We start from the raw sequence: 22,887 nt of genomic DNA, 5'->3' as shown, positions 1-22,887 counted from the left end.
TGACAGGTTTCTGGGTAATGCCGGTGCAGCATGCGGCTGATGTCGCAAAAACATGAAAAAAGGGTGGTCCCGCTTGCAAGCAGGCCACCCTCTTCGATTGTTGCCCGCGCGTCCGGTTCACCCCTGGAGGTGCCGCGGCGCGCGGGCCGGTACGACTTTAACGGACGCCAGCGACGTAATCCGCCACGGCCTTGATCTCGGCATCCGACATCCTGGCTGTGATCGTGCTCATGACCGAATTATTCTTGCGGGTGCCCTGGCGGAACGCCACCAGTTGCGCTTCGGTGTACTCGGAGTACTGACCGCCGATGCGCGGGTATTGGGCCGGAATGCCGGCGCCGGTCGGGCCATGGCAGGCCGCGCACGCGGGCACGCCCTTGGCTGCGATACCGCCGCGGTAGATCTTCTGACCAGCCTCGATCGTTTCCTTGTTCTTGGCCGTGGCCGGCTTCAGCTGCTGCTTGGCCAGGTACGCGCCGACGTCCTTCATTTCCTGGTCGCTCAGGGCGGACGCATACGGCGTCATGATGGCGTTGGAACGTGTCTTGGCCTTGAAATCGGCGAGCTGCTTGTGAGTGTACTCGGCCTGCTGGCCTGCCAGCTTGGGATTGGCGGCCGCGCCGCTATTGCCGGCGGCGCCGTGGCAGGAAAGACATGCGGGAACATTGCGATCGGGCGCGCCCTGGGTATACAGCGTTTCGCCCTTGGCGGGATCAGCCTTGGCGGCGGCCTGCTCTGCGGCAGATGCCAGCCCTGTCATCGCGGCAGCCGGAACAGCCAGCGCCATGACTCCCAGAAGTTTCGCAATGCGGTTCATTCGCACACCTTGTCAGAATTGTTATGAACACCGTAATGCATGCCGATCTGCCCCTGCTGGCGGTGAGGACGCGCCTTATTGCAAGAGCCTGAGCATCGTGCATCCGACCACGATGGAACCGGATACACGAAGGTGCCCCGGACCGGACAGGGCACCCTGCACTACAACCCGCAAGGATGCCACACGTCACCCGCTCAGGAGACCGTAAACCGGGTTATTGTACAATAAATCGCTTTCCGGATTGACTTGGCTCAGGTCTTGGCCCTGCCCGTGTGGCTCCGGCGCACCAGCCGTCCCGGCTCTCCTTCCCGCGGCGCGAGCAAACCGCCCGCGCGCCCACGGCGCGCGCGCTCGTCCGCCTCAACGCCTCACCGTGCTTCAACGCACCGCCCGCATGTCGCTCCTACACCAGGCTCGCTTCTTTATTACCGTCAACCACCTCCGCGACCTGCCCGCCACGGCCGTGCCCGAGGTGGCCTTCGCCGGCCGCTCCAACGCCGGCAAGTCCACGGCCATCAACATCCTGTGCAACCAGAAGCGGCTCGCGTTCTCCTCGCGCACGCCCGGCCGCACGCAGCACATCAACTATTTCTCGGTGGCGCCGGTGAAGGCGCCGGACCCGCTGGCCTTCCTCGTCGACCTGCCCGGCTATGGCTACGCCGAGGTGTCCGGTTCGGCCAAGTTCCACTGGCAGGGCCTGCTGTCCGACTACGTGCAGACACGCCAGCAACTGGCCGGCCTGGTGCTGATGATGGACGCACGCCGCCCCTTCACGGACCTCGACTGCCAGATGGTGGAGTGGTTCCTGCCCACGGGGCGGCCGATCCACGTGCTGCTGACCAAGGCCGACAAGCTGACGAACAACGAAAACGCCAATGCGCTGCGCGAGACGCGCCGCATCCTGGCCGAATACTCGGCCCAGATGAACAATCCGCCGCCGATGAGCGCCCAGCTGTTCTCGAGCCTCAAGCGTCGCGGCATCGAGGAAGCCCAGCGCGTGGTGGCCGGATGGCTGTCCTTGCCCGAGGCCCAGCCGCCGGTGGCCCCGGAGGCGCCCGCCGCCTGAATCGCTCTCCATCGAACCGGCAAAAAAAAGCCCCGTTGCAAGCAACGGGGACGAACTTTCCCACCGGTTCAGGGCGGGTACCCGCTCAGGGAGGAGTAGCGGGGGACATCCGCGCTGCGCGAAGCAACACAAGGTGTCCGCGAGTATGATAGCGGGCAGGCACAAAAGTTTAGTTTTTCTTTCGGCGCGCGATCGAGATGGCCGGCCGCGGGGTTTCGCGGTGATGCGCCCCGCGCATTCGTCCCGCATTTCGTCCCGCTTTCGTCCCGCTTTCGTCCAGTTATCTGCCTCGATCCCGACATGTCCACTTTCCCCGAGTACCGCCCCCGCCGCATGCGTCGCGACGATTTTTCGCGCCGTCTGATGCGTGAGAATCGTCTCTCGCCCGACAACCTGATCTATCCGGTCTTCATCCTGGAAGGGCAGAACCAGCGCCAGCAAGTGGCGTCGATGCCCGGCGTGGAGCGCGTGTCGGTGGACCTCCTGCTGCCCATCGCCGAGGACTGCGTGAAGCTCGGCATTCCGGTAATCGCGCTGTTCCCTGTGATCGATCCGTCGATCAAGACCCCGGATGGCATCGAGGCGACGCGCCCCGAAGGCCTGGTGCCGCGTGCGGTGCGGGCGCTGAAGGACCGCTTCCCCGAGCTGGGGGTGCTGACCGACGTGGCGCTGGACCCGTATACCAGTCACGGCCAGGACGGCGTGCTCGACGACAACGGGTATGTGATCAACGACATCACGGTGGAGATCCTCGTCAAGCAGGCGCTCGTGCAGGCCGAAGCCGGCGTGGACATCGTCGCACCGTCGGACATGATGGACGGCCGCATCGGCGCCGTGCGCGCGGCGCTGGAAGACGCCGGACACATCCACACGCGCATCATGGCGTACTCGGCCAAGTATGCGTCGGCGTTCTACGGCCCGTTCCGCGACGCGGTGGGCTCGGCGGCCAATCTGGGCAAGGGCAACAAGATGACCTACCAGATGGACCCCGCCAACACGGACGAGGCGCTGCGCGAGGTGGCCCAGGACATTATGGAAGGCGCCGACATGGTCATGGTGAAGCCCGGCATGCCCTACCTGGACATTGTGCGGCGCGTGAAGGACGAGTTCCGCTTCCCGACTTACGTCTACCAGGTGAGCGGCGAGTACGCCATGCTCAAGGCGGCGGCGCAGAACGGCTGGCTGGACCACGACAAGGTCATGATGGAGTCGCTGCTGGCGTTCCGTCGGGCCGGTGCCGATGGCATCCTGACCTATTTCGCGCGAGACGCCGCGCGGCTGCTGGCCGGCTGATCCCCGCGCATGCAACTGCTTGGCTTCTCGGCCAGCCAGGTCCATCCGCTGGCTACGCTGGACGAGGCCCACGACTTCCTGGCCGGCAACGCCGCCGCGCGCTTTGTCTGGGCCGACTTTCTCTTCGACGAAGTCAGCCCGGCGCCAGCCGCGTGGCGCGATCGTCTGGCGGGCCTGACCGGCTCGCCGATCCACGACCTGCACCTGGTCGATGCCATCAATCCCACGCATCCGTCGTTCTTCGACACGACCAATGCGTACGACATGATGATCTTCCGGAAGCTCACGTTTGAAACGAGCAGGCTCTTCGCGGAAGCTGACGCCGCGAGCGGCGTGGCAGCGGGCGCAGCGGTGAGTACGCCCGGGGCCTCGGTCGAGCCGGCGGCGGGGATCGCTCCCGTGGCGGGCTCGCCTGCGGCACCCGCGCCTGTGGCGGATGTGCCCGTAGCACCGGCCAGCACGTCGCAGAAGCCCGCACGCAAGTATCCGGCCGGCTTCCTGCCGGCGCTAGCCCGCATCGACACCCAGCCCGTGACCTTCTTCGTCTTCGACAGCGTGCTGGTGACGGTGCGCCCCGGGCCCTCCAGAACCGTCGATCAGGTCCGGCAGCGGCTGCTCGAACTATGCGGCGCCCCGCGCCCCGCCTCCGCGCGCGCCAATGGCCAGACGCCGCTCGTGCACGGCGTGCGGCCGCCCACGCGCCCCGAGGACCTGATGCTGCGGCTGCTCAATGCGATGGTGGACCGCTACCTCGACCTGCGCGCGCCACTCACTCGCCAGCTGGACCGCTGGCAACGCGCCCTGCTCAGCACGCAGAAGAATTTTTCGAGTTGGGAGGGCCTGCTCGACGCGCGGATCCAATTGCGCCGGCTCGAGCACCTGAGCGAGGAGCAACGCGACGCGCTGCAGGAGTTCCGCGACAGCCTGCTCGACAATCGCTACAGCAACAATGATCCCCAAGCCGCCGACGGGAGCGAAGGCACCGTGGTGGCAGGCCGGGATGAGGTCCTGCTGGTCCGCATCGCGGACCTGATGGAGCACATCCTGCGCGTGCTGGCCCACGCGCGGCGGCTGGAGGACTCGATCGAGTCGGCGGTGCAGATCCACTTCTCGGCGGTGGCCCACCGGACCAATCGCACCATGCGCACGCTCACCGTCATCACCGCGCTGTTCATGCCGCTGACCCTGATTACCGGCGTGTTCGGCATGAATTTCGACCGGATGCCGTGGCTGCGGGAAGCGAATGGGTTCTGGTGGTCGATCGGCCTGATGGGCGGCGTGGTGGCCACCATCGGCGCGATCTGGGCGATTGGTCGCTGGCTGGACCGCTGACGCGGGTTCAGGTACGCGTCTTGGGGCCGAGCGCGCGTTCGAGGCTATCCAGGAAGCGTGTGGCCGATTGATAACCGATCACGCGAACGGGGCGCTCGCGCCCGTCAGGGCCGAACAGGATGATGCCGGGGGGCCCGAACAGCCCGAAGCGCTTCAACAGCGCGCGGTCGTCGGCATTGTTGGCGGTGACGTCAGCCTGCAACAGGACAACGTCGGCAAGCCGGGCGCGCACCTTCGCATCGGGAAACGTCAGTTTCTCCATTTCCTTGCAACTCACGCACCAGTCGGCATAGAAGTCTAGCAACACCGGCCGGCCGCTGGCGGCTGCCTGCGCCACGCGGGCGTCGAGTTCCGCCACCGACCGGATGCGCTCGAAGCGAATGTGATCCGCACGCACCTGCGACGCGGCACCAGCGCTCACCAGCCCAAGATGAGACAACGGCTGCAGCGGGTCACGCCCGCCCGACGCAAGCCCCACCAGTTGAATAGCGCCCGCCAGCGCGGCCAGAAGGCCAAGGCCCTTGCCCAGCCGCATCAGCCCACGCGGATCAGGGCCCAGCGCATCGAAGGCCCCCAGGTAGACCGCCGCCACGATCAACAAGGCGGCCCAGGCAGCCATCACGGCCCATACGGGCGCCACGGGCGTCACCATCCAGAGCGCGACGCCAAGTAGCAGAAATCCGAAAAAGCGCTTGGTAGCTTCCATCCACTTGCCCGCGCGGGGCAACAGGTTGCCAGCGCCCACGCCCACCAGCACGAGGGGCACCCCCATGCCAATGGCCATCGCAAACAACGCTGCACCGCCGGTGAACGCGTCGCCGGTCTGGGCGATGTAGGCCAACGCACCGGCCAGCGGCGCGGTGACGCACGGGCCGACGATCAGGGCCGAGATCGCCCCCATGGCCGCCGCCCCGAAGATCTGCCCACTCCGGCGCTGGTTGGACGATGCAGCAAGCCTCGTCTGCCAGCGCTGGGGCAATTGCAGTTCATAGAGGCCGAACATCGACAGGGCCAGGGCCACCATCAGCGCAGCGAATGCGCTCAGCACCCACGGGTTCTGCAGCGCGGCGGAAAGCCCTTCCCCGGCGAGGCCGGCCGCCACGCCCACGGCAGTGTAGACCACCGCCATCCCCAGCACGTAGGCCAGCGAGACCAGCAGCGCCCGGCCGCGCGTCACATGCTCGCCTACGACGATCGACGACAGGATCGGCACCATGGGCAGCACGCACGGCGTGAAGGTCAGCAGCAGGCCCAGTCCGAAGAACAGCGCGGCGATGAGACCGAGGTTGCGGCTAGCCAGCGCCCCGGCGATCCGATCGTTGTCGTCCCGCAGCGCGACGGCGGCCCCGGTTGTTTCCTGCGGCATTGGGGCGGATGCGGCAGGTGGTTCGGGCGCTGCAGGCGCCTGCGTTGCAGGCGCGGGGGTCGCACGGTCGCCGAACAGGTTGCCGAGCACCGACCCGCCCACCTTGTAGATGCTCTCCATCGGCGGATAGCAGAGCCCCTTGTCCGCGCAGCCCTGCGAGGTCACCACCAGGGACCAACGGCCATCGCCAGGGGCCTGGATCACGGGCACGCGCACCACCACGCTGCCACGATAGGTCTCCATGTTCTTGCCGAAGTTCTCGTCGAAATGGACCTGACCTTGCGGCAACGCCGGCGGCCCGAGCTTGACCGTGGCCGGCTGGGTGGCGAACGCAAATCGCTCACGGTACATGTAGTAGCCGTCCGCCACATCAAAGCGGACTTCGATCGTCTGCGGGTCCAACTGTTTCGCCGCGAACTGGAACGCCTTCTCTGGCGGCAGGAAATCCTCCTCGGTCGCGGCATGGGCCACGTGCCCGAGCAGCAGGCAGGCGCACAGCATCAGCAGCATTGCGACGATTTGCCGCACTCGCCGACCCCGCATTTGCCATCCCGCTCCGGCGCTCCACCCCATGCCGATGCCCGTTCCCGTCGATCCCATGTCGCTTTTCCGATGCTTCAATGTGTTAGCGCGGTGCGGTCGCGTCGCCAGCGGGCTTGCCGCTGGCCTCCTCCCGCACCCACGCCAGATACGGCGCAAAACCTGCTCCAACCGGCCAGGTGACTATCTCCGGGACATCATAAGGATGCTCCGTGCGGATCACCGCTTCGAGGCCCGCATACTGGGCGCGCGTAGTCTTGATCAGCAATGGCCACTCCTGCGCCTGCTCCAGCCTGCCCTGCCACCAGTACTCGGACTGACACGGGGCGAGCCGGTTCACGCACGCCGCCACGCGAGCCTCCAGCACAGCGCGCGCCACACGCGCTGCTGAAGCCTCGTCGGGCAGGTTCGTCATCGCCACGAGTATCGATTCTGCCGCCTCGCCGGCCGGCTGGATATCAGCGGATTCTGAAACGGTCATGTGATTCTCGGAAAACGTCGCCAAAAACAAAAGAGCCAGGCAAAAAGCCTGGCTCGATTGTAAAGCGGTGCTCGATTGCCCGTCAGCGAGGACGGGCACGGCCATCACTTATTCCGCAGCTTCTTCAGCCGGAGCTTCGGTGATTTCCGGACGATCCACCAGCTCGACCAGCGCCATCGGCGCGTTGTCGCCCTGACGGAAGCCGAACTTCAGGATACGGGTGTAGCCGCCCGGACGAGCGTTGTAGCGCGGGCCCAGTTCGGTGAACAGCTTGGTGACCATGTCGCGGTCGCGCAGACGGGCAAAAGCCAGACGGCGGTTGGCAACGGTGTCCTTCTTGGCCAGCGTGATGAGGGGCTCGACAACCTTGCGCAGTTCCTTGGCCTTGGGCAGGGTGGTCTTGATCAGCTCGTGCTGGAACAGCGAGTTGGACATGTTGCGCAGCATCGCGAGACGGTGCGAAGAGGTGCGGTTCAGTTTCCGCAAACCATGACGGTGACGCATGATGATTCCTTTCGATTTCAGTGTTTGACCAGCTCTTCTATCGCCAATGCGTGGGCACGGGCGCGGGCCGGTAGTGCTTCAATGCCGCGGGCGACATGCCCTTGGCGCGATGACAGGCGGGACCCCGTTACCGGAATCCCGCACCGCCAATTACTTCTCCAGACCTGCGGGCGGCCAGTTCTCGAGCTTCATGCCGAGGGTCAGGCCACGGGAGGCGAGGACTTCCTTGATCTCGTTCAGCGACTTGCGACCCAGGTTCGGGGTCTTGAGCAGTTCGTTCTCGGTACGCTGAATCAGATCGCCGATGTAGTAGATGTTTTCGGCCTTCAGGCAGTTGGCCGAACGCACCGTCAGCTCGAGGTCGTCCACCGGGCGCAGCAGGATCGGATCGATCTGCGGCGTGCGGCTCGACGCGGCCTCGGCGGCCGACTCGGTGCCTTCCAGCGCAGCGAACACGGACAGCTGGTCAACCAGGATACGAGCCGACTGACGAATCGCTTCCTCGGGCGAGATCACGCCGTCGGTTTCGATGTTCATCACCAGCTTGTCCAGGTCGGTACGCTGTTCCACACGGGCGGATTCCACGGCGTACGACACGCGGCGGACCGGCGAGAACGACGCGTCCAGCACGATACGGCCGATGACCTTGCCCGACTCGTCGCCGAACTTGCGCACGTTGCCCGGCACATAACCACGGCCTTGCTCGACCTTGATCTGCATGTCCAGCTTGCCGCCGGCAGACAGATGGGCGATCACGTGACCCGGGTTGATGATCTCGACGTCGTGCGGCAGCTCGATATCGGCAGCCGTGACCACGCCTTCGCCATCCTTGCGCAGCGACACCGTGACTTCGTCGCGGTTGTGCAGCTTGAATACCACGCCCTTCAGGTTGAGGAGCAGGTTGACGACGTCTTCTTGCACGCCATCGATGGTGGAATACTCGTGGACCACCCCAGCGATCGTGACTTCCGTCGGGGCATAGCCGACCATCGACGACAGCAGCACGCGACGCAGGGCGTTACCGAGCGTATGGCCGTAGCCGCGCTCGAACGGCTCCATCACGACTTTGGCGTGATGGTCGCCAAGCGGTTCGACGGCGATGATTTTTGGCTTGAGGAGTGCTGTTTGCATTAGGTTGTCCTTTTCAATACCCTCGGCTCGTTACACCGATAAGGCTGACGTTTGGAACCTGAAAATCCCATCGCACGATGGGCAATAAGCCCGGCGCGCCAAACGGCGCGTCGGGCTGAAAGCGAAGCCTTGCGGTAGGGGCAAGCGCTGAATCGTCCGATGATCGATTCGGCGATTAACGCGAATACAATTCGACGATCAGGCTTTCGTTGATGTCGCCCGAAATATCGGTGCGATCCGGGGCTTGCTTGAAGGTGCCTTCGAACTTCTTCGAATCCACGGCCACCCAGGTCGGGAAACCCGACTGTTCGGCCAGCGACAGCGCTTCAGCGATACGCACTTGCTTCTTCGACTGTTCGCGCACGGTGATGATGTCGCCCGACTTGATCTGGGCCGACGGCACATTCATGGCCACGCCGTTCACCAGGATCGCCTTGTGCGACACCAGCTGGCGTGCTTCAGCGCGGGTCGAGCCGAAGCCCATGCGGTACACGACGTTGTCCAGACGCGATTCCAGCAGTTGCAGCAGGTTTTCACCCGTGTTGCCCTTGCGGCGGTCGGCTTCGGCAAAGTAGCGACGGAACTGGCGCTCGAGCACACCGTAGATACGCTTGACCTTCTGCTTTTCACGCAGCTGGTTGCCGTAGTCAGACGTACGGGCACCCGAGGTGCGGCCGTGCTGGCCCGGCTTGCTGTCCAGCTTGCACTTGTCAGCCAGCGAGCGGCGGGCGCTCTTCAGGAACAGATCGGTGCCTTCGCGGCGGGAAAGTTTGGCCTTCGGGCCGGTATAACGTGCCACTTTATCTTCCTTTGATCGATCGCGACGCCATTCGGACGCGCCGCGAGTCCGTCATCTGCATGTGACGGACGGTGGGCTTATGGTTCTTCATCCGCAGCGGCCGAGGCCACGCGGAGGCAACGCAAAAGCATAACGATATCGCCCACGCCGAGCGCACCAGTTGCCTGGCGCCCTGCAAAGCGCGAACGCAAAACGAAAACCTGCCGCAATGAATTGCAGCAGGTCAACGCGCGATACTACCACATCTCGGGCGACGAGCGAGAAACCTTGCTCGCCTCCCGACCAACCGGGCGCTTAGATACGGCGGCGCTTCGGCGGACGGCAGCCGTTGTGCGGCACCGGCGTCACATCTTCGATCACGGCGATCTTAATGCCCAGCGCGTTCAGCGCACGGACAGCCGATTCGCGGCCAGGACCGGGGCCCTTGATGCGCACTTCCAGGTTCTTGATGCCCTGGTCTTGCGCCACGCGGCCGGCGTTCTCGGCAGCAACCTGGGCAGCGAAGGGGGTCGACTTGCGCGAACCCTTGAAGCCCTGGCCACCGGCGGTCGCCCACGACAGGGCGTTGCCCTGACGGTCGGTGATCGTGATGATGGTGTTGTTGAACGAAGCGTGGACGTGCGCAATGCCGTCGGCAACATTCTTCTTGACCTTCTTACGCGCGCGCTGGGCGGCGTTGTTCGGACCTTTTGCCATTAGTTTCTTCCTATGCCTTCGGCTTTACTTCTTCAGAGCCACGCCGGCCTTACGCGGACCCTTGCGGGTGCGGGCGTTCGTGCGGGTACGCTGGCCGCGCATCGGCAGGCCCCTGCGGTGACGGACGCCACGATAGCAACCAAGGTCCATCAGACGCTTGATGTTCATCGTGGTTTCACGACGCAGGTCACCCTCGACCGTGACCTTGCCCACTTCGTCACGAAGCTTTTCCAGGTCGGCGTCGGTCAGGTCCTTGACCTTCTTGTCAAACGGAACACCGGTGGCCTCGCAAATCTTGCGAGCGCGCGAGCGGCCGATACCGTAAATAGCCGTCAGGCCGATTTCGGTATGCTTGTGGTTCGGGATGTTAACCCCTGCGATACGTGCCATTCGTCAATCCTCTTTCCGATTAGCCTTGGCGTTGCTTGTGGCGGGGATCCGACGAGCAGATCACGCGCACGACACCGTTGCGCTTGATAATTTTGCAGTTGCGGCAAATGCGCTTCACAGAAGCCAGCACTTTCATGATTTTCCTCTTTCCTTCAATTCCTGTTCGCTTCACTTCGTCCGGAAGACGATGCGTGCGCGTGACAGATCATATGGGGTCAGCTCGACAGTCACCTTGTCACCCGGAAGTATCCGGATGTAGTTCATTCGCATCTTGCCCGAGATATGCCCGAGTACTACGTGGCCGTTCTCCAACTTGACGCGGAACGTCGCGTTGGGGAGATTTTCCAGGACCTCCCCTTGCATCTGGATGACGTCGTCTTTTGCCATACCTAGAGCCTGTTCCGACCCGGCATCAACGCAAGGTCAGATTACCCTTGAAATTCGCCTTCTTCAGCAGCGACTCATACTGCTGCGACATGACATAGGACTGTACCTGGGCCATGAAGTCCATCGTGACGACCACGATGATCAGCAGCGAGGTTCCGCCGAAATAAAACGGAACGTTCCAGCGCAGCACCAGGAATTCCGGCAACAGGCAGACCAGTGTGATGTAGATCGCACCAGCCAGCGTCAGGCGCACCAGGATCTTGTCGATATAGCGCGTCGTTTGCTCGCCCGGACGGATGCCCGGAATGAAGGCACCGCTTTTCTTCAGGTTATCCGCAACTTCCCGGCTGTTGTACACCAGAGCCGTATAGAAGAAGCAGAAGAAAACAATTGCAGCAGCGTACAGCAGGATGTAGACCGGCTGGCCCGGCGAGAGCGTGGCGGCCAGGTCCTTGATGAACCGTCCCACCGCGCCCGTCGATTCGGACGTAAACCAACCCGCGATCGTCGCCGGGAACAGGATGATCGACGATGCAAAGATCGGCGGAATCACCCCTGCCATGTTCAGCTTCAGCGGCAGGTGCGACGACTGACCGCCGTACACCTTGTTGCCGACCTGACGCTTGGCATAGTTCACCAGGATCTTGCGCTGGCCCCGCTCGACAAACACCACGGCGAAGGTCACACCGATCACGATCGCTACGATGACAATCGCCGCGAACGCACTCATGGAACCCGTGCGGACCAGTTCAAACAGTCCGCCGATCGCGTTGGGCAGGCCCGCTGCGATACCGCCAAAGATGATGATCGAGATGCCGTTGCCCAGACCACGCTCGGTGATCTGCTCACCCAGCCACATCAGGAACATCGTACCGGTCACCAGCGTGATCACCGCCGTCGCTCGGAACATCAGGCCCGGATCGATGACCAGACCTGGCTGCGACTCCAGTGCGACCGCAATCGACAGCGCCTGGAACGTGGCCAGAACCACAGTGCCGTAGCGCGTGTACTGCGTGATCTTGCGTTGCCCCGCCTGCCCTTCCTTCTTCAGCGTCTCCAGCTGCGGCAGCACGATCGTCAGCAACTGCATGATGATCGACGCCGAGATGTACGGCATGATGCCGAGCGCGAAGACGGTAAAGCGCGACAGCGCACCGCCCGAGAACAGGTTGAACATCCCGAGGATGCCACCCGACTGACTCTGGAAAAGCTTCGCGAGCTGTTCCGGATCGATTCCCGGCACCGGAATATGTGCACCGATGCGGTAGACGATCAGGGCCAGCACCAGGAACATCAGCCGGCGCTTCAAATCGCCGTACTTCGCCGTGTTCCTAGCCTGCGCGCTTGCATTGGGTTTCGCCGTGGCCAAACGATGCTCCGACTGTGACTTCGCCTATGCTGCGAATACTGCTGCAGAATTACTCAGCGATCTGGCCGCCAGCGGCTTCGATCGCGGCCTTGGCACCAGCGGTGGCGCCCAGACCCTTGATCGTTACCTTGCGGGTCAGTTCGCCAGCCTTGATGACCTTGGCGTTCTTGACCAGGTCGCCCACCAGGCCAGCTTGCTTCAGGACCAGCAGGTCCACTTCAGCAGCTTCCAGGCGTTCGATGTCACGCAGGGTCACCTCGGCGTTGAACGCCTTGGTCAGCGAGGTGAAACCACGCTTCGGCAGGCGGCGATACAGCGGCATCTGACCGCCTTCGAAACCCACCTTGTGGAAGCCGCCCGAACGCGACTTCTGACCCTTGTGACCACGACCGGCGGTCTTGCCCAGGCCGGAACCGATACCACGGCCGACGCGACGCTTGGCGTGCTTCGAACCGGAGGCCGGCTTCAGGTTATTCAGTTGCATGTTGCTCTCCAAGTCCCCGGGATCAGGCCAGAACCTTCACCAGGTACGAGACCTTGTTGATCATGCCGCGCACGGCGGGCGTGTCCTGCAGCTCCGACACCGAGTTGATGCGGCGCAGGCCCAGGCCACGGACGGTGGCGCGGTGATCCTCGCGCGTGCCGATCAGGCTGCGCACGAGTTGCACTTTTACGGTTTGTTGCGACATATCGTTCACCTTAGCCGAGGATGTCTTCAACCGACTTGCCGCGCTTCGCAGCGATTTCCGCCGGCGTGCTCATCTTTTGCAGACCATCGATGGTGGCGCGAACCATGTTGTACGGGTTCGTCGAACCGTGCGATTTGGTCACCACGTTCGTCACGCCCATCACTTCGAAGATTGCGCGCATCGGGCCGCCGGCGATCACGCCGGTACCTTCCTTGGCGGGCATCATCAGCACCTTGGCAGCGCCGTGCTTGCCGATGACTTCGTGTTGCAGCGTGCCGTTCTTGAGCGAAACCTTGACCATCTTGCGACGGGCTTCGTCCATTGCCTTCTGCACGGCCACCGGAACTTCCTTGGCCTTGCCCTTGCCCATGCCGATGCGGCCATCGCCGTCACCCACCACGGTCAGCGCAGCGAAACCGAGAATCCGGCCACCCTTCACCACCTTGGTGACACGGTTGACCGAGATCATCTTCTCGCGGAGGCCGTCGTCGCGTTCGTCCTGCTGGACTTTTGCTTGCATCTTTGCCATGACGTATCTCTCTTTGTGCGCTTAGAACTTGAGGCCGGCTTCGCGCGCAGCGTCAGCCAGGGCCTTCACGCGGCCGTGGAAGCGGAAGCCGCCACGATCGAACGCGACGGTTTCCACGCCGGCTGCACGGGCCTTCTCGGCCACGCGCTTGCCAACCACGGTGGCGGCGGCAACAGTCGCGCCGCTGCCGGTCAGTTCCTTGCGCACTTCTGCTTCGGCGGTCGAGGCCGATGCCAGCACTTGCGTGCCGCACGGCGAGTACACCTGAGCGTAAATGTGCGAATTCGTACGGAACACGGTCAGACGATTGACTTTCAGTTCCGCGATCTTGGCGCGGGTCTGACGTGCACGGCGCAAACGAGCGTCTTTCTTGTTCATCATTGCACCCCTTACTTCTTCTTGGTTTCTTTCAGGATGACGCGCTCGTCAGCGTAGCGAACACCCTTGCCCTTGTAGGGCTCAGGCGGGCGGTACGCGCGAACTTCAGCGGCAACCTGACCGACTTTCTGCTTGTCCGCACCCTTGATGATGATCTCGGTCTGCGTCGGCGTTTCCGCCTTCACGCCTTCCGGCATCTCATGGATCACGTCATGCGAGAAACCAAGCTGGAGCTTCAGCGCAGCGCCTTGCAGCTGGGCACGGTAGCCCACGCCAACGAGGTTCAGCTTGCGCTCGAAACCAGTGGTCACGCCCTTGACCATGTTTGCCACCAGGGCGCGCATGGTGCCTTGCAGGGCGTTTGCTTCACGCGATTCGTCAACCGGCGCGAAGGTCAGCGTGTCGTTCTCGACATTGACCTTGACCAGGCTGTGAATCGGCTGGGACAGCGTACCGAGCGGGCCCTTCACGGAGAGCACGCCAGCCGCCACATTCACTTCCGCGCCTTTCGGCAGCGAGATGGGAGCCTTACCTACACGGGACATGTTTGCTCCTTAAGCGACGTAGCAGAGAACTTCGCCGCCCACGCCGGTGGCACGTGCCTTGCGGTCGGTCATCAGACCCTGGGGGGTCGAGATGATCGCCACGCCGAGGCCGTTCATCACCTGGGGGATCTCGCTACGGCCCTTGTACACGCGCAGGCCGGGCTTCGAGACGCGCTCAATGCGCTCGATGACCGGACGGCCGGCGTAGTACTTCAGACCGATGCTCAGTTGTGCCTTGCCGCCTTCTTCCTGCACTGCGAAGTCGTCGATGTAGCCTTCGTCCTTCAGGACCTTGGCGATCGCCGCTTTCAGCTTCGACGAGGGCATGACCACCGACGCCTTCTGCACGCCCTGGGCGTTGCGGATGCGCGTCAGCATATCGGCGATAGGATCGCTCATGCTCATACTGTTTCTCCTGTAGCCTGTGCGTAATTACCAGCTGGCTTTCGTCAGACCCGGAATTTCGCCCTTGAAGGCGATTTCGCGGATCTTGTTACGCGCCAGGCCAAACTTGCGGAAGGTACCGCGGGGACGACCGGTGATCGCGCAGCGATTACGCTGGCGGGTCGGGTTCGCGTTGCGCGGGAGCTGTTGCAGCTCCAGGCGCGCCAGATAACGCTCTTCTTCCGACTTTTCTTGGTCGTCAATAATGGCCTTGAGGTTTGCGCGCTTGGCGGCGTACTTCGCCACCAGCTTGGCGCGCTTCTTCTCACGTTCAATCAGAGCCAGTTTAGCCACGGTAACCCCTTAATTGCGGAACGGGAACTTGAACGCGTTCAGAAGAGCCTTGGCTTCCTCGTCGTTCTTTGCCGTCGTCGTGATGCTGATGTTCAGACCACGCAGTGCGTCGATCTTGTCGTACTCGATTTCGGGGAAAATGATCTGCTCTTTCACACCGATGTTGTAGTTGCCACGGCCATCGAACGAACGACCCGACACACCACGGAAGTCACGCACGCGCGGCAGGGCCACGGTCACGAAACGATCGAGAAATTCGAACATGCGCTCGCCACGCAGGGTCACCATCGCACCGATGGGGTAGCCCTGGCGGATCTTGAAACCGGCGATGGCCTTCTTGGCCTTCGTCACAACCGGCTTCTGACCAGCGATCTTGGTCAGGTCGCCCACGGCCAGCTCAATGACCTTCTTGTCATTGATGGCTTCGCCAAGACCCATGTTCAGGGTGATCTTGGTGATGCGCGGCACTTCCATGACCGACTTGTAACCGAACTGCTCCATGAGCGCCGGCACAACCTTCTCTTTGTAAAACTCTTGCAGACGTGCTGCCATGCTCAACTCCTATCTGTGCCCAGAATCAAGCGGCCACGACGGCGCCGGTCGACTTCAGGAAGCGCACGCGCTTGCCGTCTTCAACCTTGATGCCGACGCGCGACGGCTTGCCATTGGCATCCACGAGCGCAACGTTGGAAATATGCAGCGGCATGACCTTGTCGACCACACCACCGGTGGTGCCCAGCATCGGGTTCGGGCGAGCGTGCTTCTTGGCAACGTTCACACCTTCCACAACGACCTTGTCGCCGAGCATGGCTTGCACGGTACCGCGCTTGCCCTTGTCTTTGCCGGTCAGGACGATGACTTCGTCGCCTTTACGAATCTTGTTCATGGCGGCTCCTTACAGCACTTCCGGTGCGAGCGACACGATCTTCATGAAGCGCTCGGTACGGAGTTCACGAGTCACCGGCCCGAAGATACGGGTGCCGATCGGCTCGAGCTTGGTGTTCAGCAGGACAGCGGCATTGCTGTCGAACTTGACGAGCGAACCGTCTGCACGGCGCACGCCCTTGGCGGTACGTACAACAACGGCGTTGTAGATATCGCCCTTCTTCACGCGACCGCGCGGCGCTGCGTCCTTGACGGTCACCTTGATGATGTCGCCCACGCTCGCATAGCGGCGCTTGGACCCACCCAGCACTTTGATGCACAGCACTTCGCGCGCACCAGTGTTATCGGCCACTTCGAGCCGGCTTTCTGTCTGAATCATGGTGTTATCTTCCCAACTTAATCCGCCGGATTTCTCAAGATGGAAGTCCGCCGGTCAGTCTTGGTCCCGTCGGCCCCGGCTTTGCGCCAGTACCGCTTGGGTTGATCAACTTGGAAGTCGGTAGTCACCAGGCAGCCCGGACAACTCCAGGACCACCAGGCCTTGGCTCGCTTCAGAGGTACGCCGTGTTGGTGAAGCTTCGACGAACGCTACAAAGCGGAAGTCCAGGATTATAGCAACATAATCCTGGACTTGCAAGTCAGCGAAGAACTGTTGTTCTTAGATGACGCGCGCAGCTTCTACCAGCCGGGAAACCACCCAGGACTTGGTCCGCGACAGCGGACGCGATTCCTGGATCTCGACCTTGTCGCCTTCCTTGTACTGGTTGGCTTCGTCGTGTGCGTGGTACTTCTTCGAACGCAGCACGTACTTGCCGTACAGAGGATGCTTGACGCGGTTTTCGATCAGGACCGTAACGGTCTTGTCCATCTTGTCGCTAACGACACGGCCTACGAGAGTCCGGCGAAGCGACGTTTCAGTCTTTGCAGCTTCAGTCATTTCGCGTCTGCCTTTTCGCTCAGCACGGTTTGCACACGCGCGATGTCCTTGCGCACCTTCTTCAGCTGGCTGGTGTTCTGCAGCTGTTGGGTGGCCTTTTGCATGCGCAGGCTAAATTGGGCCTTCAGAAGCTCGGAGAGCTCCTGGTTCAGCCCTGCGGCGTCCTTGCCGCGAAGTTCGGATGCTTTCATCCCTGCTCTCCTTACGTCCCGACCTGACGCACCACGAAATTCGTGGCGATCGGCAGCTTGGCGGCCGCAAGGCGGAATGCCTCACGCGCCAGCTCTTCGCTCACGCCATCCATTTCGTACAGCATCTTGCCCGGCTGAATTTCAGCCACGTAGTATTCCGGATTGCCCTTACCGTTACCCATACGGACTTCGGCGGGCTTCTTCGAGATCGGCTTGTCCGGGAAAATCCGGATCCAGATGCGGCCGCCACGCTTGATGTGACGGGTCATCGCACGACGTGCCGACTCGATCTGGCGCGCGGTCAGACGACCACGGCCCATTGCCTTCAGGCCGAATTCGCCGAAAGACACGGCGTTGCCACGGGTAGCCTTACCCGTGTTGCGGCCTTTCTGCTCCTTGCGATACTTCCTACGCTTCGGTTGCAGCATTCTTATTCTCCACTCTTCGCATCGCCAGGCGCAGCGCGGCGACCAGCGCCAGCACCTGCACCACCGCGGCGGTTGCCACCCGGACGGCCACCTTCGCCTTCACGGCGACGGCCTTCCGGACGACCCGGGCGACGACGACGGTCTTCTTGGGGCTCTTCCACCACAGGCGCGTCATTGCGGCCCAGGTAATCACCCTTGTAGACCCACACCTTGACACCGATGATGCCGTAGGTGGTCTCGGCTTCGGAGAAGCCGTAGTCGATGTCGGCGCGCAGGGTGTGCAGGGGCACACGACCTTCGCGGTACCACTCGGTACGTGCGATTTCGATACCGTTCAGACGACCCGAGCTCATGATCTTGATACCCTGGGCACCGAGGCGCATCGCGTTCTGCATCGCGCGCTTCATGGCGCGGCGGAACATGATACGGCGCTCGAGCTGCTGGGTGATCGAGTCGGCGATCAGCTGCGCATCGGTTTCCGGCTTGCGGATTTCCTCGATGTTCACGTGCACGGGCACACCCATGCGGCGTTGCAGCTCGGCCTTGAGCAGTTCGATGTCCTCACCCTTCTTGCCGATCACCACGCCCGGACGCGAGCTGTAAATGGTGAGACGGGCATTACGGGCAGGACGCTCGATCACGACGCGGCCAACCGATGCGTTCTTGAGCTTCTTCTTCAGGAACTCGCGAACTTCGATGTCTTCTTTCAGCATGCCGGCGAACTTCGTGTTGTTGGCGTACCAACGCGAAGCCCAGTTACGGCTGACGGCCAGACGGAAGCCAGTCGGATGAATCTTCTGTCCCATCGTGACTCCTTAGTTGCCGAGCGTCACAGTGATGTGACAGGTTTGTTTCTCGATGCGGTTGCCGCGGCCCTTTGCCCGTGCGGTGAAGCGCTTGAGCGAGGTTGCCTTGTCGACGAAGATCGATTTGACCTTCAGTTCGTCGATGTCGGCGCCTTCGTTATGCTCGGCGTTGGCGATGGCCGATTCGACCACCTTCTTCACGATCCCGGCAGCCTTTTTCGGGCTGAACGTCAGGACGTTGAGCGCGCGCTCGATCGGCAGACCGCGAATCTGGTCAGCAACCAGACGCGTCTTCTGGGCGGAGATACGGGCACCGCGATGAATCGCTTTCACTTCCATGATGGCACCTTACCTCTTGGCTTTCTTGTCAGCCGCGTGGCCCTTGAACGTGCGCGTGAGCGCAAATTCGCCGAGCTTGTGGCCAACCATGTTTTCCGTAACGTACACCGGCACGTGTTGACGGCCGTTGTGAACGGCGATCGTCAGGCCAATGAACTCCGGCAGAATGGTCGAGCGACGCGACCAAGTCTTGATGGGTTTCTTATCCTTGCCGCCTGCAGCCGTTTCCACCTTCTTCAGCAGGTGGGCGTCACAGAACGGACCCTTTTTTGCGGAACGTGTCATGTTCTAGGCTCCTACCTACCGATTAACGCTTGTGGCGCTTCTGCACGATCATGCTGGCAGTGCGCTTGTTGCTGCGGGTACGGTAACCCTTGGCCGGGGTACCCCACGGCGAAACCGGATCGCGACCAGCGGCGGTCTTGCCTTCACCACCACCGTGCGGGTGATCCACCGGGTTCATCACCACGCCGCGGACGGTCGGGCGAATACCACGCCAACGCGTCGCACCGGCCTTGCCGATGACGCGCAGGCTGTGCTCTTCGTTACCCACTTCGCCAACGGTGGCGCGGCACTCGATGTGCACGCGGCGCACTTCGCCGGAGCGCAGACGCACCTGGGCGTACACGCCTTCGCGGGCCAGCAGCACAGCGGAACCACCAGCAGCGCGGGCGATTTGCGCACCCTTGCCAGGCAGCATTTCCACGTTGTTGATCGTGGTACCAACCGGGATGTTGCGGATCGGCAGGTTGTTACCGGCCTTGATCGGCGCTTCCGAGCCGTTCATCAGCGACTGGCCAGCCACCATGCCCTTCGTGGCGATGATGTACCGGCGCTCGCCGTCGGCGAACAGCACGAGCGCGATGTTGGCGCTACGGTTCGGATCGTATTCCAGGCGCTCGACCTTGGCGGGAATACCGTCCTTGTCGTTGCGCTTGAAGTCGACCACGCGATAGTGGTGCTTATGACCACCGCCCTTGTGGCGGGTGGTGATATGACCATTGTTGTTACGGCCCGACTTCTGGAATTGCTTTTCCAGCAGCGGAGCGTGCGGGGCGCCCTTGTGCAGGTCGTTGTTCACGACCTTCACCATCGAGCGACGGCCCGGGGAAGTCGGCTTGGTCTTGACGAGTGCCATGATTACTTGGCCTCCGCTTCAAAATTGATTTCCTGACCCGGCTTCAGCGACACGTAAGCCTTCTTTACGTGGTTGCGGCGGCCCATGAAGCGGCCAAAGCGCTTTTGCTTGCCCTTCTGGTTCAGGATCTGAACGGACTGCACCTCGACCTTGAACAGCAGTTCAACGGCGGCGCGCACTTCTGCCTTGTTGGCATCGCGAGCCACTTCGAACACGACTTGTTCGTTCTTGTCGGCGACCAGGGTTGCCTTTTCGGAAACCACCGGCGCGAGCAGCACCTGCATCAAACGATGATCGTTCTTGGCTACTTGCGTCATTTCAGCAACTCCTCGATCTGCGCGACGGCGGCCTTGGTCACGAGCACCTTCTTGTAGTGCACGAGCGACAGCGGGTCGGCCTGGCGCGGCTCCACGACTGCCACGTGGGGCAGGTTGCGCGAAGCCAGGTAGAGGTTTTCGTCGAGGCTGTCGGTGATGATCAGCACCGAGTCCAGGCCCATGGCCTTGAACTTGTCGGCCAAGAGCTTGGTCTTGGGCGCGTCGACAGTGAAACCGTCCACCACGTTGATACGACCTTCACGTGCGAGCTGCGAGTAAATCGAGCGCATACCGGCACGGAACATCTTCTTGTTGACCTTCTGGGTGAAGTTCTCTTCCGGCGAATTCGGGAAGATACGACCACCCCCGCGCCACAGCGGTGAGGAAGACATACCGGCACGAGCACGGCCCGTACCCTTCTGGCGCCACGGCTTCTTGGTCGTGTGCTTGACCTCTTCACGATCCTTCTGCTTACGGTTACCGCTACGCGCGTTGGCCTGGTAAGCGACGACGATCTGGTGAACGAGGGCTTCGTTGTAGTCACGGCCGAACACTTCGGGCGACGCGGCAACGCCGGCGCCGATCTGGCCGTTGTCCTGGAGGAGCTTGAGTTCCATTACATGCGCTCCTTAAGCTTTGGCTTTGGCCTTGACGGCCGGGGTAACGACGACCTTGCCGCCCTTGGAGCCGGGAATGGCGCCCTTGACCAGCAGCAGCTTGCGCTCTGCGTCGATCTTGGCGATTTCCAGGTTCTGGACGGTGCGGGTGACATCACCCAGGTGACCGGTCATGCGCTTGCCGGGGAACACACGGCCCGGATCCTGCGCCATACCGATGGAACCCGGCACGTTGTGCGAACGCGAGTTACCGTGGGTGGCACGACCCGATGCGAAGTGATAGCGCTTGATGGTACCGGCGTAGCCCTTACCGATGCTCACGCCCTGCACGTCGATCTTCTGGCCAACCTGGAACAGGTCGACGGAGAGCGAGCTGCCAGCTTGCAGCTCGGCAGCCTTGGCTGCATCGATGCGGAATTCTTTGATGACTTCACCGGCTTCCACGCCGGCTTTGGCGAGGTGACCCGCCAGCGGCTTGGTAACGCGGCTTGCGCGGCGGCTGCCGAAGGTGACTTGAACCGCGGTATAACCGTCGGTCTCGTCCGTCTTGATTTGCGTCACGCGGTTGTCGCCGACCTCGACCACGGTAACGGGAATCGAATCACCGTCGTCCGTGAAAATACGGGTCATGCCAACCTTGCGACCTACAAGGCCAAGGCTCATGGTTTGCTCCATTCCCAGCTGCGATTGGCCGGGGCTGATTGATACACGAAAACTGTGCGATGTGCGGGTTGCGCGAAAAGGATTGCGCACGACCAAAACGGTCCCCACTACCCGGATAAACGGGTAGCCTTACACTATATCGCAGTAGTTTGGAAAGGGCAACATGCACCGCGCCTTTTCTTGAGGGTGCCAGCCTTCTTCCGCCTGAAAGTGGGCCGATTCCCGCACTTCCGAGCAAATTTCGACACGTTGCGTGCCGATACGGGCGCCATCCGGGTAGCACTCGTGTTGCCAATAAGCAAAAACGGCGAACTTGCGTCCGCCGTTCTGTGCTGCAGCGAGCCGGCGAACCGGCCCGGGTCAGGCAAGCTTACACCTTGATCTCGACGTCCACGCCGGCCGGCAGGTCCAGCTTCATCAGCGCGTCAACGGTCTTGTCCGTCGGGTCGACGATGTCCATCAGGCGCTGGTGGGTGCGGATCTCGAACTGATCGCGGCTGGTCTTGTTGACGTGCGGCGAACGCAGGATGTCAAAACGCTGGATGCGGGTCGGCAGGGGCACCGGGCCCTTGACGATCGCGCCCGTGCGCTTGGCGGTATCCACGATTTCGGCGGCCGACTGGTCGATCAGGCGATAGTCGAAAGCCTTCAGGCGGATACGGATCTTCTGGTTCTGCATGATATTTCCTTGAAAGAGCGATGAGCGCGTGCGCCCAGATAAAAGGGGACATGCCCGAAGACCTGTCCCAGGAACAATTGCTTAGTCGAGAATCTTTGCCACGACGCCGGCGCCGACGGTACGGCCGCCTTCACGGATGGCGAAGCGCAGACCTTCTTCCATGGCGATCGGGGCGATCAGCTTGACGGTGATCGACACGTTGTCGCCCGGCATGACCATTTCCTTGTCCTTCGGCAGCTCGATCGAGCCAGTCACGTCGGTCGTACGGAAGTAGAACTGCGGACGGTAGTTGTTGAAGAACGGCGTGTGACGGCCACCTTCGTCCTTCGACAGGATGTACACCTCACCCGTGAAGTGCGTGTGCGGCTTGATCGAACCCGGCTTGCACAGCACTTGGCCGCGCTCCACGTCTTCGCGCTTCGTGCCGCGCAGCAGCAGGCCCACGTTGTCGCCAGCCTGGCCTTGATCCAGCAGCTTGCGGAACATTTCCACGCCCGTGCAAGTCGTCTTCACCGTCGGGCGGATACCCACGATTTCGATTTCTTCGCCGACCTTCACCACGCCGCGCTCGATACGACCCGTCACCACGGTACCGCGGCCCGAGATCGAGAACACGTCTTCCACCGGCATCAGGAACGTACCGTCAACCGCGCGCTCCGGCGTCGGGATGTACGTGTCCAGCGCGTCGGCCAGGTTCATGATCGCCACTTCGCCCAGCTCGCCCTTGTCGCCTTCCAGCGCCAGCTTGGCCGAACCCTTGATGATCGGAGTGTCGTCGCCCGGGAAGTCGTACTTCGAGAGCAGCTCGCGCACTTCCATTTCCACCAGCTCGAGCAG

36 protein-coding genes are annotated in these 22,887 nt (G+C 62.4%); 3 read left to right on the top strand and 33 right to left on the bottom strand.

Going from position 1 to position 22,887, the window contains the following annotated elements:
- Positions 1-157 precede the first annotated feature (157 nt).
- Positions 158-817, bottom strand: coding sequence for a c-type cytochrome (locus tag SB751_RS23510; RefSeq protein ID WP_144200346.1), 660 nt, complete (start codon positions 815-817; stop codon positions 158-160).
- 394 nt (positions 818-1,211) lie between these two features.
- On the opposite strand from SB751_RS23510, the gene yihA reads away from it, so the two are divergent.
- The 3 genes from yihA to SB751_RS23495 all read left to right on the top strand — a co-directional run bounded on the left by yihA (position 1,212) and on the right by SB751_RS23495 (position 4,508).
- Positions 1,212-1,883, top strand: a complete 672-nt coding sequence (gene yihA, locus SB751_RS23505; protein ID WP_144200344.1) for a ribosome biogenesis GTP-binding protein YihA/YsxC — start codon at positions 1,212-1,214, stop codon at positions 1,881-1,883.
- Between the two features lie 300 nt (positions 1,884-2,183).
- Positions 2,184-3,176 (top strand): porphobilinogen synthase, encoded by a 993-nt coding sequence (hemB, locus tag SB751_RS23500; protein ID WP_144200342.1) that lies wholly within the window; start codon positions 2,184-2,186, stop codon positions 3,174-3,176.
- A gap of 9 nt (positions 3,177-3,185) precedes the next feature.
- Positions 3,186-4,508 (top strand): magnesium transporter CorA family protein, encoded by a 1,323-nt coding sequence (locus SB751_RS23495; protein WP_410748628.1) that lies wholly within the window; start codon positions 3,186-3,188, stop codon positions 4,506-4,508.
- Between the two features lie 7 nt (positions 4,509-4,515).
- Here SB751_RS23495 and dsbD read toward each other — a convergent pair whose 3' ends face one another.
- From dsbD to SB751_RS23335, 32 genes are all read right to left on the bottom strand, one after another.
- The gene (gene dsbD, locus SB751_RS23490) at positions 4,516-6,447 is read right to left on the bottom strand and encodes a protein-disulfide reductase DsbD (protein WP_410748639.1); all 1,932 of its coding nucleotides are present in this window, start codon (positions 6,445-6,447) and stop codon (positions 4,516-4,518) included.
- Positions 6,448-6,499: 52 nt separating this feature from the next.
- Positions 6,500-6,895 carry a divalent-cation tolerance protein CutA gene (gene cutA / locus SB751_RS23485; protein WP_144200547.1) on the bottom strand — a complete coding sequence of 132 codons (396 nt, stop codon included), beginning with the start codon at positions 6,893-6,895 and terminating at the stop codon, positions 6,500-6,502.
- Positions 6,896-7,003: 108 nt separating this feature from the next.
- Positions 7,004-7,399 carry a 50S ribosomal protein L17 gene (gene rplQ, locus SB751_RS23480; protein WP_011299296.1) on the bottom strand — a complete coding sequence of 132 codons (396 nt, stop codon included), beginning with the start codon at positions 7,397-7,399 and terminating at the stop codon, positions 7,004-7,006.
- Between the two features lie 150 nt (positions 7,400-7,549).
- The gene (locus tag SB751_RS23475; protein WP_092299399.1) at positions 7,550-8,530 is read right to left on the bottom strand and encodes a DNA-directed RNA polymerase subunit alpha; all 981 of its coding nucleotides are present in this window, start codon (positions 8,528-8,530) and stop codon (positions 7,550-7,552) included.
- 175 nt (positions 8,531-8,705) lie between these two features.
- Positions 8,706-9,329, bottom strand: coding sequence for a 30S ribosomal protein S4 (gene rpsD / locus SB751_RS23470; protein ID WP_144200338.1), 624 nt, complete (start codon positions 9,327-9,329; stop codon positions 8,706-8,708).
- Between the two features lie 294 nt (positions 9,330-9,623).
- On the bottom strand, positions 9,624-10,025 hold the full coding sequence (gene rpsK, locus SB751_RS23465) for a 30S ribosomal protein S11 (protein ID WP_008642963.1): 402 nt from the start codon (positions 10,023-10,025) through the stop codon (positions 9,624-9,626).
- A gap of 24 nt (positions 10,026-10,049) precedes the next feature.
- Positions 10,050-10,415: a 30S ribosomal protein S13 gene (rpsM, locus tag SB751_RS23460; protein ID WP_039007551.1), complete on the bottom strand. Its 366-nt coding sequence runs from the start codon at positions 10,413-10,415 to the stop codon at positions 10,050-10,052.
- A gap of 19 nt (positions 10,416-10,434) precedes the next feature.
- Positions 10,435-10,551, bottom strand: a complete 117-nt coding sequence (gene rpmJ, locus SB751_RS23455) for a 50S ribosomal protein L36 (RefSeq protein ID WP_008642959.1) — start codon at positions 10,549-10,551, stop codon at positions 10,435-10,437.
- A 32-nt stretch (positions 10,552-10,583) separates the two neighbouring features.
- Entirely contained in the window at positions 10,584-10,802 is a 219-nt protein-coding gene (gene infA, locus SB751_RS23450; protein WP_010812378.1) for a translation initiation factor IF-1, read from the bottom strand.
- Positions 10,803-10,827: 25 nt separating this feature from the next.
- Complete coding sequence (gene secY, locus SB751_RS23445; protein WP_144200336.1) at positions 10,828-12,171, bottom strand: preprotein translocase subunit SecY; 1,344 nt, start codon at positions 12,169-12,171, stop codon at positions 10,828-10,830.
- A 49-nt stretch (positions 12,172-12,220) separates the two neighbouring features.
- Positions 12,221-12,655 carry a 50S ribosomal protein L15 gene (gene rplO, locus SB751_RS23440; RefSeq protein ID WP_144200334.1) on the bottom strand — a complete coding sequence of 145 codons (435 nt, stop codon included), beginning with the start codon at positions 12,653-12,655 and terminating at the stop codon, positions 12,221-12,223.
- 22 nt (positions 12,656-12,677) lie between these two features.
- Positions 12,678-12,860 carry a 50S ribosomal protein L30 gene (rpmD, locus tag SB751_RS23435; protein ID WP_006160440.1) on the bottom strand — a complete coding sequence of 61 codons (183 nt, stop codon included), beginning with the start codon at positions 12,858-12,860 and terminating at the stop codon, positions 12,678-12,680.
- A gap of 10 nt (positions 12,861-12,870) precedes the next feature.
- Positions 12,871-13,389, bottom strand: a complete 519-nt coding sequence (gene rpsE, locus SB751_RS23430) for a 30S ribosomal protein S5 (RefSeq protein ID WP_092299417.1) — start codon at positions 13,387-13,389, stop codon at positions 12,871-12,873.
- Positions 13,390-13,410: 21 nt separating this feature from the next.
- The gene (rplR, locus tag SB751_RS23425) at positions 13,411-13,767 is read right to left on the bottom strand and encodes a 50S ribosomal protein L18 (protein WP_092299512.1); all 357 of its coding nucleotides are present in this window, start codon (positions 13,765-13,767) and stop codon (positions 13,411-13,413) included.
- Positions 13,768-13,778: 11 nt separating this feature from the next.
- Positions 13,779-14,312, bottom strand: coding sequence for a 50S ribosomal protein L6 (gene rplF / locus SB751_RS23420; RefSeq protein ID WP_144200329.1), 534 nt, complete (start codon positions 14,310-14,312; stop codon positions 13,779-13,781).
- Positions 14,313-14,321: 9 nt separating this feature from the next.
- Positions 14,322-14,717 (bottom strand): 30S ribosomal protein S8, encoded by a 396-nt coding sequence (gene rpsH / locus SB751_RS23415; protein ID WP_092141231.1) that lies wholly within the window; start codon positions 14,715-14,717, stop codon positions 14,322-14,324.
- A gap of 27 nt (positions 14,718-14,744) precedes the next feature.
- On the bottom strand, positions 14,745-15,050 hold the full coding sequence (gene rpsN, locus SB751_RS23410; RefSeq protein WP_092141234.1) for a 30S ribosomal protein S14: 306 nt from the start codon (positions 15,048-15,050) through the stop codon (positions 14,745-14,747).
- Between the two features lie 9 nt (positions 15,051-15,059).
- A complete protein-coding gene (gene rplE, locus SB751_RS23405; RefSeq protein WP_092299425.1) occupies positions 15,060-15,602 on the bottom strand; it encodes a 50S ribosomal protein L5 in 543 nt (180 codons plus the stop codon).
- A 25-nt stretch (positions 15,603-15,627) separates the two neighbouring features.
- Positions 15,628-15,936 carry a 50S ribosomal protein L24 gene (rplX, locus tag SB751_RS23400; protein ID WP_144200327.1) on the bottom strand — a complete coding sequence of 103 codons (309 nt, stop codon included), beginning with the start codon at positions 15,934-15,936 and terminating at the stop codon, positions 15,628-15,630.
- 9 nt (positions 15,937-15,945) lie between these two features.
- The gene (gene rplN / locus SB751_RS23395) at positions 15,946-16,314 is read right to left on the bottom strand and encodes a 50S ribosomal protein L14 (RefSeq protein ID WP_017225233.1); all 369 of its coding nucleotides are present in this window, start codon (positions 16,312-16,314) and stop codon (positions 15,946-15,948) included.
- A gap of 279 nt (positions 16,315-16,593) precedes the next feature.
- The gene (gene rpsQ, locus SB751_RS23390) at positions 16,594-16,872 is read right to left on the bottom strand and encodes a 30S ribosomal protein S17 (RefSeq protein WP_092299431.1); all 279 of its coding nucleotides are present in this window, start codon (positions 16,870-16,872) and stop codon (positions 16,594-16,596) included.
- Positions 16,869-17,063 (bottom strand): 50S ribosomal protein L29, encoded by a 195-nt coding sequence (rpmC, locus tag SB751_RS23385; RefSeq protein ID WP_092299434.1) that lies wholly within the window; start codon positions 17,061-17,063, stop codon positions 16,869-16,871. The genes rpsQ and rpmC overlap by 4 nt, the downstream gene beginning before the upstream one ends.
- A gap of 11 nt (positions 17,064-17,074) precedes the next feature.
- The gene (rplP, locus tag SB751_RS23380) at positions 17,075-17,491 is read right to left on the bottom strand and encodes a 50S ribosomal protein L16 (RefSeq protein WP_006576240.1); all 417 of its coding nucleotides are present in this window, start codon (positions 17,489-17,491) and stop codon (positions 17,075-17,077) included.
- A gap of 2 nt (positions 17,492-17,493) precedes the next feature.
- A complete protein-coding gene (rpsC, locus tag SB751_RS23375) occupies positions 17,494-18,297 on the bottom strand; it encodes a 30S ribosomal protein S3 (RefSeq protein WP_092299437.1) in 804 nt (267 codons plus the stop codon).
- Positions 18,298-18,306: 9 nt separating this feature from the next.
- The gene (gene rplV, locus SB751_RS23370; protein ID WP_010812393.1) at positions 18,307-18,636 is read right to left on the bottom strand and encodes a 50S ribosomal protein L22; all 330 of its coding nucleotides are present in this window, start codon (positions 18,634-18,636) and stop codon (positions 18,307-18,309) included.
- Between the two features lie 9 nt (positions 18,637-18,645).
- Positions 18,646-18,921, bottom strand: coding sequence for a 30S ribosomal protein S19 (rpsS, locus tag SB751_RS23365; protein ID WP_092299440.1), 276 nt, complete (start codon positions 18,919-18,921; stop codon positions 18,646-18,648).
- 22 nt (positions 18,922-18,943) lie between these two features.
- Positions 18,944-19,774, bottom strand: a complete 831-nt coding sequence (rplB, locus tag SB751_RS23360) for a 50S ribosomal protein L2 (protein WP_144200325.1) — start codon at positions 19,772-19,774, stop codon at positions 18,944-18,946.
- A 2-nt stretch (positions 19,775-19,776) separates the two neighbouring features.
- Positions 19,777-20,091: a 50S ribosomal protein L23 gene (rplW, locus tag SB751_RS23355; RefSeq protein ID WP_092299446.1), complete on the bottom strand. Its 315-nt coding sequence runs from the start codon at positions 20,089-20,091 to the stop codon at positions 19,777-19,779.
- Positions 20,088-20,708 (bottom strand): 50S ribosomal protein L4, encoded by a 621-nt coding sequence (rplD, locus tag SB751_RS23350; RefSeq protein ID WP_092299449.1) that lies wholly within the window; start codon positions 20,706-20,708, stop codon positions 20,088-20,090. The genes rplW and rplD overlap by 4 nt, the downstream gene beginning before the upstream one ends.
- Before the next feature lie 12 nt (positions 20,709-20,720).
- On the bottom strand, positions 20,721-21,371 hold the full coding sequence (rplC, locus tag SB751_RS23345) for a 50S ribosomal protein L3 (protein WP_144200323.1): 651 nt from the start codon (positions 21,369-21,371) through the stop codon (positions 20,721-20,723).
- Between the two features lie 370 nt (positions 21,372-21,741).
- On the bottom strand, positions 21,742-22,050 hold the full coding sequence (gene rpsJ / locus SB751_RS23340) for a 30S ribosomal protein S10 (protein ID WP_006160488.1): 309 nt from the start codon (positions 22,048-22,050) through the stop codon (positions 21,742-21,744).
- Positions 22,051-22,131: 81 nt separating this feature from the next.
- Positions 22,132-22,887, bottom strand: a 756-nt coding sequence (locus tag SB751_RS23335) for an elongation factor Tu (RefSeq protein ID WP_410748627.1), incomplete at its 5' end; no start/stop codon positions are given.

It is taken from the genome of Cupriavidus sp. SIMBA_020 (assembly GCF_046535395.1).
GTDB lineage: Bacteria > Pseudomonadota > Gammaproteobacteria > Burkholderiales > Burkholderiaceae > Cupriavidus > Cupriavidus campinensis.
The sequence above is the reverse complement of the archived record's forward strand: the minus strand, read 5'-3'. Positions and strand labels throughout refer to the sequence as shown.

What these genes read in the sequence shown, in the direction of transcription:
- SB751_RS23510 (WP_144200346.1), bottom strand. Translation starts at nt 817, where the DNA reads ATGAACCGCATTGCGAAACTTCTGGGAGTCATGGCGCTGGCTGTTCCG.
- yihA (WP_144200344.1), top strand. Translation starts at nt 1,212, where the DNA reads ATGTCGCTCCTACACCAGGCTCGCTTCTTTATTACCGTCAACCACCTC.
- hemB (WP_144200342.1), top strand. Translation starts at nt 2,184, where the DNA reads ATGTCCACTTTCCCCGAGTACCGCCCCCGCCGCATGCGTCGCGACGAT.
- SB751_RS23495 (WP_410748628.1), top strand. Translation starts at nt 3,186, where the DNA reads ATGCAACTGCTTGGCTTCTCGGCCAGCCAGGTCCATCCGCTGGCTACG.
- dsbD (WP_410748639.1), bottom strand. Translation starts at nt 6,447, where the DNA reads ATGGGGTGGAGCGCCGGAGCGGGATGGCAAATGCGGGGTCGGCGAGTG.
- cutA (WP_144200547.1), bottom strand. Translation starts at nt 6,895, where the DNA reads ATGACCGTTTCAGAATCCGCTGATATCCAGCCGGCCGGCGAGGCGGCA.
- rplQ (WP_011299296.1), bottom strand. Translation starts at nt 7,399, where the DNA reads ATGCGTCACCGTCATGGTTTGCGGAAACTGAACCGCACCTCTTCGCAC.
- SB751_RS23475 (WP_092299399.1), bottom strand. Translation starts at nt 8,530, where the DNA reads ATGCAAACAGCACTCCTCAAGCCAAAAATCATCGCCGTCGAACCGCTT.
- rpsK (WP_008642963.1), bottom strand. Translation starts at nt 10,025, where the DNA reads ATGGCAAAAGGTCCGAACAACGCCGCCCAGCGCGCGCGTAAGAAGGTC.
- rpsM (WP_039007551.1), bottom strand. Translation starts at nt 10,415, where the DNA reads ATGGCACGTATCGCAGGGGTTAACATCCCGAACCACAAGCATACCGAA.
- rpmJ (WP_008642959.1), bottom strand. Translation starts at nt 10,551, where the DNA reads ATGAAAGTGCTGGCTTCTGTGAAGCGCATTTGCCGCAACTGCAAAATT.
- infA (WP_010812378.1), bottom strand. Translation starts at nt 10,802, where the DNA reads ATGGCAAAAGACGACGTCATCCAGATGCAAGGGGAGGTCCTGGAAAAT.
- rplO (WP_144200334.1), bottom strand. Translation starts at nt 12,655, where the DNA reads ATGCAACTGAATAACCTGAAGCCGGCCTCCGGTTCGAAGCACGCCAAG.
- rpmD (WP_006160440.1), bottom strand. Translation starts at nt 12,860, where the DNA reads ATGTCGCAACAAACCGTAAAAGTGCAACTCGTGCGCAGCCTGATCGGC.
- rpsE (WP_092299417.1), bottom strand. Translation starts at nt 13,389, where the DNA reads ATGGCAAAGATGCAAGCAAAAGTCCAGCAGGACGAACGCGACGACGGC.
- rplR (WP_092299512.1), bottom strand. Translation starts at nt 13,767, where the DNA reads ATGAACAAGAAAGACGCTCGTTTGCGCCGTGCACGTCAGACCCGCGCC.
- rplF (WP_144200329.1), bottom strand. Translation starts at nt 14,312, where the DNA reads ATGTCCCGTGTAGGTAAGGCTCCCATCTCGCTGCCGAAAGGCGCGGAA.
- rpsH (WP_092141231.1), bottom strand. Translation starts at nt 14,717, where the DNA reads ATGAGCATGAGCGATCCTATCGCCGATATGCTGACGCGCATCCGCAAC.
- rplE (WP_092299425.1), bottom strand. Translation starts at nt 15,602, where the DNA reads ATGGCAGCACGTCTGCAAGAGTTTTACAAAGAGAAGGTTGTGCCGGCG.
- rplX (WP_144200327.1), bottom strand. Translation starts at nt 15,936, where the DNA reads ATGAACAAGATTCGTAAAGGCGACGAAGTCATCGTCCTGACCGGCAAA.
- rplN (WP_017225233.1), bottom strand. Translation starts at nt 16,314, where the DNA reads ATGATTCAGACAGAAAGCCGGCTCGAAGTGGCCGATAACACTGGTGCG.
- rpsQ (WP_092299431.1), bottom strand. Translation starts at nt 16,872, where the DNA reads ATGACTGAAGCTGCAAAGACTGAAACGTCGCTTCGCCGGACTCTCGTA.
- rpmC (WP_092299434.1), bottom strand. Translation starts at nt 17,063, where the DNA reads ATGAAAGCATCCGAACTTCGCGGCAAGGACGCCGCAGGGCTGAACCAG.
- rplP (WP_006576240.1), bottom strand. Translation starts at nt 17,491, where the DNA reads ATGCTGCAACCGAAGCGTAGGAAGTATCGCAAGGAGCAGAAAGGCCGC.
- rpsC (WP_092299437.1), bottom strand. Translation starts at nt 18,297, where the DNA reads ATGGGACAGAAGATTCATCCGACTGGCTTCCGTCTGGCCGTCAGCCGT.
- rplV (WP_010812393.1), bottom strand. Translation starts at nt 18,636, where the DNA reads ATGGAAGTGAAAGCGATTCATCGCGGTGCCCGTATCTCCGCCCAGAAG.
- rpsS (WP_092299440.1), bottom strand. Translation starts at nt 18,921, where the DNA reads ATGACACGTTCCGCAAAAAAGGGTCCGTTCTGTGACGCCCACCTGCTG.
- rplB (WP_144200325.1), bottom strand. Translation starts at nt 19,774, where the DNA reads ATGGCACTCGTCAAGACCAAGCCGACTTCCCCGGGCCGTCGCTCGATG.
- rplW (WP_092299446.1), bottom strand. Translation starts at nt 20,091, where the DNA reads ATGACGCAAGTAGCCAAGAACGATCATCGTTTGATGCAGGTGCTGCTC.
- rplD (WP_092299449.1), bottom strand. Translation starts at nt 20,708, where the DNA reads ATGGAACTCAAGCTCCTCCAGGACAACGGCCAGATCGGCGCCGGCGTT.
- rplC (WP_144200323.1), bottom strand. Translation starts at nt 21,371, where the DNA reads ATGAGCCTTGGCCTTGTAGGTCGCAAGGTTGGCATGACCCGTATTTTC.
- rpsJ (WP_006160488.1), bottom strand. Translation starts at nt 22,050, where the DNA reads ATGCAGAACCAGAAGATCCGTATCCGCCTGAAGGCTTTCGACTATCGC.